The sequence below is a fragment of the Actinopolymorpha sp. B17G11 genome, assembly GCF_040196095.1.
Lineage (GTDB): Bacteria > Actinomycetota > Actinomycetes > Propionibacteriales > Actinopolymorphaceae > Thermasporomyces.
Genome location: NZ_JBEFTW010000078.1, coordinates 1 through 8,407, shown reverse-complemented (window position 1 = coordinate 8,407; position 8,407 = coordinate 1). Strand labels below are relative to the sequence as shown.

Sequence of the window (8,407 nt, the reverse complement as noted above, 5' to 3'; positions counted from 1 at the left end):
GCTGTGACGCCCGCGAGACCGAAGACGGCGACGGGCTGACGATCACGCCGCGCCCGCTCATCGGTGCTCCGTTCCACACCTACGACGACCACCGGATGGCGCAGGCGGCCGCGGTGCTCGGCCTTGTCGTGCCGGGCGTCCAGGTCGAGAACGTCGCCACCACGCGCAAGACCCTGCCCGACTTCGTGGGGATGTGGACCGCCATGCTCAGCCGGGAGGCGGCTGCGTGAGTTCGGGGCGCCGGTTCGAGGTCGACGACCACGAGAGCTACGGCCGGCCGGCGCGCCGATCCCGCCCGCGCACCAAACAGCGCCCCCGTTACGACGACGCCACCACCGGCGTGGTCGTCACCATCGACCGTGGCCGCTACACCTGCCGGGTCACTCCGCCCGAGGATGCTGCCGACGCACGTGCCAAAGGCCGGCAGCCTGGCACGAGTCGGACCGTCACCGCCATGCGGGCGCGGCCGCTCGGACGCAAGAGCGTCGTCGTCGGCGACCGCGTACGCCTGGTCGGTGATGTCTCCGGCCAGCCCGGCACGCTCGCGCGGATCGTGGAGGTCGAGAAGCGGGCGACCGTGCTCCGGCGTACGGCCGACGACGACGATCCGGTCGAGCGGGTCATCGTCGCCGGCGCCGACCAGTTGGTGATCGTGACGGCGCTGGCCGATCCTCCGCCGCGGCCCCGGCTCATCGACAGGTGCCTGGTCGCGGCGTACGACGCGGGCCTCGATCCGCTGCTCTGCCTGACCAAGGCCGACCTCGCGTCCCCGGACGAGCTGCTCGAGACCTACCGCCCGCTGGGCGTCGCGTCGGTCGTCACCCGGCATGACGAGGAACTGGCCCCGCTGGTGCATGACCGGCTGGCCGACCGGGTGAGTGTGCTCGTCGGGCACTCGGGCGTCGGCAAGTCGACGCTGGTCAATGCCCTCGTGCCCGAGGCGCGTCGGGCCACCGCCGAGGTCAGCGATGTGACGGGCAGGGGTCGGCACACGTCGACCCAGGCGGTGATGCTGGCGCTGCCGTTCGGCGGGTGGATCGTGGACACGCCTGGCATCCGGTCGTTCGGGCTTGCCCACGTCGACCCGCGCAGGCTGATCAAGGCGTTCACCGATCTCGACGAGGTGACCGAGGGGTGCCCGCGCGGTTGCACCCACGCGCGGACCGAGCCCGAATGCGCGCTCGACGAGGCGGTCGGCGACGGCCGGCTCGATCCGGCCCGGGTGGAGTCGTACCGCCGGCTGCTCGACTCACGCGAGCTCCACGCGGGAGACTGATCGACTGGAGCCTGTCCTGTCATGCATCGGACTCAGGAGAGGAACCGTCCGGTGCGGCGGGAACGGCCCTCCAGCCGGGATTCATGATCTCCGAACAGCCACGGGCGGGGGCCGGTGTTGATGTCCGTCGGGTAGCCCAGGTCGAAGTCCACTACCGAATCCAGCCGGTCCAGTACGTCGGTCGGAAGGGTGACATCCAGGGCGCCCAGGTTGTCCTCGAGTTGGCTGGCATTACGCGCGCCGATGATCGGGTGCATCGCGGGAGAACGGGTGAGGAGCCAGCCGATCGCGACCTGGGACGCCGTCACTCCCAGTTCCCCGGCGACCTCCAGTACGGCATGGGCGGCATGGTGGTCGCGCGCAGTGAGGTCGGCGGGGTCAACCCTGGTGCCGGTCGGGGCCTCACCGGGACCGGTGAACTTGCCTGACAACACACCGCCGGCAAGGGCGCCGTACGTCGCGACACTCATTCCATAGGCGTCGGCCATGGGTAGCAGTTCCCGCTCGATGTCACGCTTCAGCAGGCTGTACGGCACCTGCACGCCTGCGAACGAGGTCCAGCCGCGCCACTCGGCCAGGGTGTTCGCCCGGGAGACAAGCCACGCCGGGAGGTTGGACGCGCCCACGTAGAGGACCTTCCCTGCGCGGATGGCGTCGTCCAGCGCTCGCATCGTCTCCTCGATCGGCGTGTGCTGGTCCCAGGTGTGCACCCAGAACAGATCGACGTAGTCGGTCCGCAGCCGACGCAGGCTTGCCTCCAGGGACAGCGTGAGGTTCTTGCGATTGCTCCCGCCCGCGTTCGGGTCCGCTGCGTCCCGCGACAGCGTGTACTTGGTGGCCAGCACGAACCGATCCCGGCGGTGCTGAAGGAGATCGCCAAGAACCTTCTCGCTGTCGCCATAGGCGGAGGCGGTGTCCAGCACGTTGCCGCCCGCGTCGGCGTACACGTCGATCATCGTGCGGGCTTCGTCCGGGTCCGCAAAGGTCATCGCGCCCAGGAACAGCTCCGAGACGCGCAGCCCGGTCGGGCCCAGCAACCGGTAGCGCATCACGCCACGTCCCTCGCGGAAAGGTCGAACGGGCCGGTGTCGATGCCGCGCGTGAGGATCCGCCGCGGATGGATGCGGATCCATGCCGGGTCGAACGGCATGCCGGCCCCGATGCGGCGGCCGATCTCCTCGCCCCCGAAGGTGTGCGTTTCCGCCCGCCCCCGGATCTCGATGCCGCGCGGCGTCCAGGGTTCGACAGAGGCAAGATCGTCCACAGCGAACGCCACGTCAGAGTGACGCTGGGCGTCGCGGAACTTCTTGCTCCCCGCCATGGTGGTGCCGGCGTGGCCACCGACCACGATGGTCTCGGTAGCCGGATCGAAGAAGACTCCCACCGGCACAATGTGCGGCCGGCCGCCGGGACCTACCGTGGCCAGGCGGCCGAGCGGTTGGCTGTTCAGATACTCGATCTCGTTCGCGGTAAAGGTCATGAACCCAGACTGTGCGCCAGAGGAGCCCCGCGGAAGGCCGGGCAAAGGCTAGCTCTCGCAGGGCTACGATCAGCCGGTCACGCCGGCCGTACACTCGGCCTGTGAGCGACGACAGGGAGCTGGGGACGTTCCTACGCAGCTGCCGGGAGGCCATCACCCCCAGCCAGGCGGGACTCCCGGGCGGACCGCGGCGCCGCACGCCCGGACTGCGGCGAGCTGAGCTGGCCGCCGTCTCCGGGGTCAGCGTCGACTACCTGGCGCGGCTGGAACAGGGCCGCGACCGGCACCCGTCACCACAGATCCTCGCCGCGCTCGCCGACGCTCTCCGACTGTCGTCCAACGAGCGGGTGCAGCTTCGGAACCTGGCCAAGGAGGCCTCCGGCGCCGACCGTTTGTGCCCGGGGCGGCTGCCTCCTGAACGAGACGTACGTCCCACGATGTGGGCATTGCTGGACCGGATGGAAGGCACACCGGCAGTGCTGCTCAACCGACTGGGCGAGACGCTCGCCCATACCTCTGCCTACGAGCGCCTTGCGGGGCCGATCGGCCTCCTGGACGGCCACCTACCGAGCCGGATCCGGTTCCTGTTCACCGACGACCGGGCCCGGACCGCATACCCCGACTGGGACCGCGTCGCCGACGAGCAGGTCGCCGCGCTCAAGGCCGGATCCTCCCGCGATGACCCGCACCTAGGACACCTCGTCGACGAACTCACCGTCGTGGCCGGTGGCCCGTTCATCGAACGGTGGCAGGCCCCGCCCACCGTCCCCCACCGCACCGGTGTCGACCGGCTCATCCACCCTGAGGTGGGTGAACTCCGGCTGGCCTACGAGACCCTCGACACCGACGGCCAGCACCTGATCACCTACCTCCCCGCAGATGACGCCACCTCCGCCGCACTGGATGCACTGGACCGCCTCAACCGGCACCTGGCCAAAGTCCTGCACGCGGTGCGCGGCTAGGACTGCCGCCCGAATGGCGCCGGTCAAGCGAGCGGCGCATCCGCGTCCGGTACGCCGGTCACGCCGCCCGCAGGAGCGGAGCTCCAGGTCGCCCGGGCACCCGCGTCTCCGGTACGCACCACCTGCACACCGGTGCCGACCGCCACCACGACGAGCAGCGCCGCCACCACCAGCTGAACCGGCCTCGCCGCACCCGCGCGTTCCCGCCCGCCGAGCAGGGGGGTCGGACCGCCGAGCATGAACGCCGCCGCCGCGGACACGACGAAGAACGCCAGCAGGAACCACACGAGCAGACTGCCCCGAGCGGCGTGTTCCGCCACGAACTCGGGCTCGTTCAGTCGGTCGAAGAATGCCTCTCCGCTCTTCTTGGCCACGAACCCGGCCGCGAGGCAGCCGGCCGATCCGGCCAACAGCGGCCACCGCAGCAGCCACCGCCACCGAGGCACCACGGCGTAGGCGAGCGCCGTCAGCACGACCAGTGGTACGAGGACCACGACCGCGTGGATCACGAGCACATGCACCGGAAGTCCGCTCACCTGATCGAACACCTGGCACCTCCTGGGACATCCTCACCGGTCAGAACGGGTTCCGCCAGGGCCGTGACACCGGGCCCCATAGTCTTCACGTCCGTACAGACTGCTCGGTTCGACACTGCGGGTCGAGAAACCGTAAACCATGCCGGGTCCATTAGCGTTGGCCTATGGCCTCCACCTATACCGACGACCTGCGGCTTGCGCACCTGTTGGCCGATGACGCCGACTCGCTCACCATGAGCCGGTTCCGCGCCCAGGATCTGCAGGTGACGGCCAAGGCCGACAATTCCCCTGTCACCGACGCCGACACCGCGGTCGAGGAGTCGGTCCGCCGGACCCTCGGCCGGGCGCGCCCCCGGGACAGTATCGAGGGCGAGGAACTCGGCAAGACCGGATGGGGGCCGCGGCGGTGGATCATCGACCCGATCGACGGCACGAAGAACTACCTCCGCGGCGTGCCCGTCTGGGCCACCCTGATCGCCCTCGCCGTCGAGGACGAAGTGGTCATCGGCGTCGTGTCGGCCCCCGCCCTCGGTCGTCGCTGGTGGGCGACGAGGGGTGAGGGCGCCTACGCCGGGAAGAGCCTCCGGTCGGCGCAGGACTGCCAGGTGTCCAAGGTCGCGACCCTCGCCGACGCGTTTCTGTCCTACTCCAGCATCGAGGGGTGGGAGAAGACCGGGCGTGGTCCGGGGTTCGCCCGCCTGCTGCGCGCCTGCGGACGCACCCGAGGGTTCGGGGACTTCTGGTCGTACATGCTGCTCGCCGAAGGCGTGGTCGACGTCGCCACCGAGCCGGAGCTGAACCTCCACGACATGGCGGCGGTGTCCATCCTCGTGGAGGAGGCCGGCGGTCGGTTCACCGATCTCGACGGCGCGCCGGGGCCCTACGGCGACAACGCCCTCGCGACCAACGGCATCCTGCACGACGAGGCGCTCGCCCTCGTCGACGACTTGGGCGACTGACGCGGCAGCCAGGTCTACCGATGGACCGCGGACCTACGGTTCAGGCGTTCGCGGGCGCTGTCCAGGAGGAAGAGGCGGGCGCGGCGTCGTCGGCCCGCTGGAGTGTCCAGACCGACCGGTCGACCAGGGTGAGAACGACGACTCCGGCGTAGATCATCGCACCGACGACGATGACGTCCCGTGCTCCGTATGCCTCCGCGAGGGGACCCGCCAGCAGTTGGCCGACCGGAAGCGCCACGAGCGAACCGAGCATGTCGTACGACGCCACCCGGGACAGCTTCTCGTGCGGGATGTGGTGCTGCAGGGCCGTCTCCCACCCGATGCCGAACAGCTCCATTCCGAAGCCGGCGACGAAGATGACGAGCATCAGCAGCCAGAGCGACGGGAAGAGCCCGAGGACGAGGTAGACAGGCACGAGGGTGAGCATCCCGGCCATACCGAGCCGCATCGGGTGCCGCGGCCGGTACCGCAGCAGGACAAGGCCGCCGATCACGAGGCCGACCGCCTGTGCCGAGTTGACGAGCCCCCAGCCGACGCGGCCGAACGTCTCGTCCGCGATCACCGGGCCGAGGGCCTGGAGCGCGCCAGCCTGAATCGCGTTCAGTACGCCGAACGCGACGACGATCACCCAGACCCAGCGGCGGGCCACGAACTCGCGCCAGCCGACCCGCAGGTCGTGCAGCACCGTGCTCCTCTCGAGGCGGTCGGTCGCCGGCAGCCGGAGCCGGGTCAGGAGCGCGGCGGCGACACCGAAGCTCAGCGCGTCGACGGCCAGCCCCCAACCGGGCCCCACGAACCCGACGATCGCGCCGCCGGCCGACGCCCCTCCGATCACCGTGGCGTTGCGGACCAGTCCGCCGAGTGCGTTCGCCTGCTGCAGCTCCTCCCGCGGTACGAGGTGCGGCATGAGGCCCTGCATGGCGGGCATCGTGAAGGCGACGGCCGCGCCGTTGACCGCCTCGATCGCGGCCAGGTGCCAGAGCTCAGCCGTACCGCTCAGCAGGAGCCCGGCGGCGAGGCCCTGCGTCGCGAAGCAGAGGGCATTGGCGAGGACCAGGACGACGTGCCGGCGGAACCGGTCGGCGATGACGCCTCCGTACAACATGAGGACGACCATCGGGATGGTCCGGGCCGCCAGCACCATGCCGAGCGCGGCCGCCGATCCGGTGAGGTCGAGCACGGCGAACGCGAGCGCGATCGGCGCGATCGCGTTGCCAAGCAGGGAGGCGAAGCGGGCGCCGAGGTAGTAGCGGTACGGCACGCGCCGCAGCGGTGCCAACGCGTTCTCGCCGAGCGCCCGGCCAAGGGTCCTGGCGAGCACCTGGCCACGCACGCGACCGGATGGGCGGCTGCCCTGCCGCCTACCCATTGCCGGGCTCCCCCGGCTCGCGCGACGACGCGTCCGATGACGTGCCCGATGGCGCCTCCGATGGCGCGTCCGATGGCGCGTCCGATCGCATCGGGAACATCGCGACCGTGGCACTGACGTGGACGGTGCCCTCGGTACGCGGCGGATGTGCCCGCCGACGCAGGAGCTGGGACGCTTCCATGGCCAGGTCCGTGGCTCGCCTCCAGTCCTCCGGGTCGACCCACAACTCGGCATCGGTGAGGGACTGCGGCAACGGGGGCGTCGTCGCGCAGAGCCGGGCTCGCCGGATGAGCTCCTCCGCTATGGCCTGGTAGACGAGTGCCTGGCCCTCGGGGTCGCGGTCCCCCGACTCCGTTTTCGGGTAGCCGGGGACATAGGCGTACCGCTTGGCGACACCACCCCGGATGGTCTCCTCGCCTGCCTCCGCGAGATAGCCGGCGGCCGCGAGGGTGCGGACGTGGTAGGACGCGTTGGCCTGGCTGATGTCGAGCTCACGCGCGATCTCCGCTGCCGACAGAGCGACGCCGGTGAGCAGGGAGAGGATTCGCAGCCGGACCGGATGTGCGAGAGCTCTGAGCGAGCCGACCTCCAAAGACATGTTGGGGAGTATGGCCAAGGTGTCGCCGACCGTCAAGCACTTCTTTGGAGGTCGTCGCTGGGAGTGAAAATCTGTACGACATGCCCGAAGGCGTTCCGCTGCATGGCCCCGGAGAGTTAGCCTGCGCTCACGGGTACCCAGCCGGTGCTGGGCGGCACCGGCAGGCGAAGGGAGGCCGGTGATGCGGATCCGCGAGATTCTTCGGGGCAAGGGCGCACATGTGGTGACGATCGCGCCTGAGACCTCGGTCCGAGATCTTCTCCATGTCCTGGCCGAGCACAACATCGGCGCCGTCGTCGTCAGCCGGGACGGCGCCACGATCCAGGGCATCGCGTCCGAACGCGACATCGTGCGCCACCTCACCCCCGGCACCGAGGTACTCGACCGTCCGGTGTCCTCGATCATGACCCGCGAAGTGCACACCTGCGAGCCAGGCGACACGGTCGATGAACTGATGCGCCTGATGACGCAGGAGCGGATCCGGCACGTCCCGGTGCTGGCCGGTGGGAGCCTCGCCGGACTCGTGAGCATCGGCGACATCGTGAAGACCCGAATCGGCGAGTTGGAGTTCGAGCGCGAACAGCTCGCCGACTACATCCGGCGTTCCTGAGAACCCGCGAACCCTCCCGGCTTCGCTCACCCCGGCGCCCGCGCCGTCGGTAGACGATGCACGCTGTTTCCCCACGATGCACGGCGAATTCGCCGTGCATCGGGGGAAACGAAGCGCCTCGTAGGTGCTGTCCCACTCGGTTGTGGACGGGGAGATGCGCATTGTCCCTGCCGGTGCTAGCGTGCTGGCGCGGCATGACGCGTACGCCGTTCGCCGTTTGCTTCCGCGCCCACGCTGCGGTGGCACTCGTCGGCCAAGGTCTCCTGGGGCCCGCGCAAGCTTCCGCCTGGTTGTCATCTGGTACCGGCGGTGCGTGGGGCTGCTGGGGAGAGATGTCGACATGCCGAAGAAGCAAACAACCAGGGCCCGGAACGCCCGCGCTGCGGCACGCGACGGCGAGAAGTTCACCACTGCGTTGCGCCGGCTGTCATCGGCGCCGGAGATGCGTACAGGCGATGGCCGCCTGGAGGTTGAGTTCAGCGGCGAGATCTTTCAGTGGCGCGGTCCGGCGCCGTACTACTTCGTTGCGGTGCCTGAGGAGCTTAGCCTCCAGCTGAAAGTGGCGACGTCCGGCACCAGCTATCACCGGGGAATGCTCCGGGTACAGGCGCGGATCG

At 69.9% G+C, this 8,407-nt stretch carries 11 protein-coding genes; 6 read left to right on the top strand and 5 right to left on the bottom strand.

The features are described 5' to 3' along the window. Together ABN028_RS34790 and rsgA are read left to right on the top strand one after the other, a co-directional pair. The coding region (locus tag ABN028_RS34790; RefSeq protein WP_502879262.1) for a carboxyvinyltransferase at positions 1-230 on the top strand (230 nt) is incomplete at its 5' end. Then, the gene (gene rsgA / locus ABN028_RS34785; protein ID WP_349331736.1) at positions 227-1,276 is read left to right on the top strand and encodes a ribosome small subunit-dependent GTPase A; all 1,050 of its coding nucleotides are present in this window, start codon (positions 227-229) and stop codon (positions 1,274-1,276) included. The genes ABN028_RS34790 and rsgA, both read left to right, overlap by 4 nt. Before the next feature lie 32 nt (positions 1,277-1,308). Here rsgA and ABN028_RS34780 read toward each other — a convergent pair whose 3' ends face one another. Continuing rightward, a complete protein-coding gene (locus ABN028_RS34780) occupies positions 1,309-2,325 on the bottom strand; it encodes an aldo/keto reductase (protein ID WP_349699601.1) in 1,017 nt (338 codons plus the stop codon). After that, the gene (locus tag ABN028_RS34775; RefSeq protein WP_349694239.1) at positions 2,325-2,756 is read right to left on the bottom strand and encodes a PPOX class F420-dependent oxidoreductase; all 432 of its coding nucleotides are present in this window, start codon (positions 2,754-2,756) and stop codon (positions 2,325-2,327) included. Before ABN028_RS34775 ends, ABN028_RS34780 begins: the two co-directional genes overlap by 1 nt. 101 nt (positions 2,757-2,857) lie before the next feature. Between ABN028_RS34775 and ABN028_RS34770 the strand changes: the two genes are divergently transcribed. Beyond that, positions 2,858-3,718 (top strand): helix-turn-helix transcriptional regulator, encoded by an 861-nt coding sequence (locus tag ABN028_RS34770; RefSeq protein ID WP_349699600.1) that lies wholly within the window; start codon positions 2,858-2,860, stop codon positions 3,716-3,718. 23 nt (positions 3,719-3,741) lie between these two features. Here ABN028_RS34770 and ABN028_RS34765 read toward each other — a convergent pair whose 3' ends face one another. Continuing rightward, positions 3,742-4,266, bottom strand: coding sequence for a DUF2231 domain-containing protein (locus ABN028_RS34765; protein ID WP_349699599.1), 525 nt, complete (start codon positions 4,264-4,266; stop codon positions 3,742-3,744). A 152-nt stretch (positions 4,267-4,418) separates the two neighbouring features. Here ABN028_RS34765 and ABN028_RS34760 point away from each other — a divergent pair, with 152 nt between their 5' ends. Further along, positions 4,419-5,213 (top strand): inositol monophosphatase family protein, encoded by a 795-nt coding sequence (locus tag ABN028_RS34760; protein WP_349699598.1) that lies wholly within the window; start codon positions 4,419-4,421, stop codon positions 5,211-5,213. A gap of 40 nt (positions 5,214-5,253) precedes the next feature. On the opposite strand, the gene ABN028_RS34755 is transcribed toward ABN028_RS34760, so the two are convergent. Both ABN028_RS34755 and ABN028_RS34750 read right to left on the bottom strand, forming a co-directional pair. Continuing rightward, positions 5,254-6,582, bottom strand: coding sequence for an MFS transporter (locus tag ABN028_RS34755; RefSeq protein WP_349699597.1), 1,329 nt, complete (start codon positions 6,580-6,582; stop codon positions 5,254-5,256). Then, a complete protein-coding gene (locus tag ABN028_RS34750) occupies positions 6,575-7,180 on the bottom strand; it encodes an ArsR/SmtB family transcription factor (protein WP_349699596.1) in 606 nt (201 codons plus the stop codon). Before ABN028_RS34750 ends, ABN028_RS34755 begins: the two co-directional genes overlap by 8 nt. 181 nt (positions 7,181-7,361) lie before the next feature. Here ABN028_RS34750 and ABN028_RS34745 point away from each other — a divergent pair, with 181 nt between their 5' ends. Beyond that, on the top strand, positions 7,362-7,790 hold the full coding sequence (locus tag ABN028_RS34745; RefSeq protein ID WP_349331728.1) for a CBS domain-containing protein: 429 nt from the start codon (positions 7,362-7,364) through the stop codon (positions 7,788-7,790). 340 nt (positions 7,791-8,130) lie between these two features. Beyond that, a partial coding sequence (locus tag ABN028_RS34740) for a DUF1905 domain-containing protein (RefSeq protein WP_349699595.1) occupies positions 8,131-8,407 on the top strand: 277 nt, incomplete at its 3' end.

Bases quoted from the DNA above. Each gene is read 5' to 3' on its own strand.
- ABN028_RS34780 (WP_349699601.1), bottom strand. From the start codon at position 2,325: ATGCGCTACCGGTTGCTGGGCCCGACCGGGCTGCGCGTCTCGGAGCTG.
- ABN028_RS34775 (WP_349694239.1), bottom strand. From the start codon at position 2,756: ATGACCTTTACCGCGAACGAGATCGAGTATCTGAACAGCCAACCGCTC.
- ABN028_RS34760 (WP_349699598.1), top strand. From the start codon at position 4,419: ATGGCCTCCACCTATACCGACGACCTGCGGCTTGCGCACCTGTTGGCC.
- ABN028_RS34755 (WP_349699597.1), bottom strand. From the start codon at position 6,582: ATGGGTAGGCGGCAGGGCAGCCGCCCATCCGGTCGCGTGCGTGGCCAG.
- ABN028_RS34750 (WP_349699596.1), bottom strand. From the start codon at position 7,180: ATGTCTTTGGAGGTCGGCTCGCTCAGAGCTCTCGCACATCCGGTCCGG.
- ABN028_RS34745 (WP_349331728.1), top strand. From the start codon at position 7,362: ATGCGGATCCGCGAGATTCTTCGGGGCAAGGGCGCACATGTGGTGACG.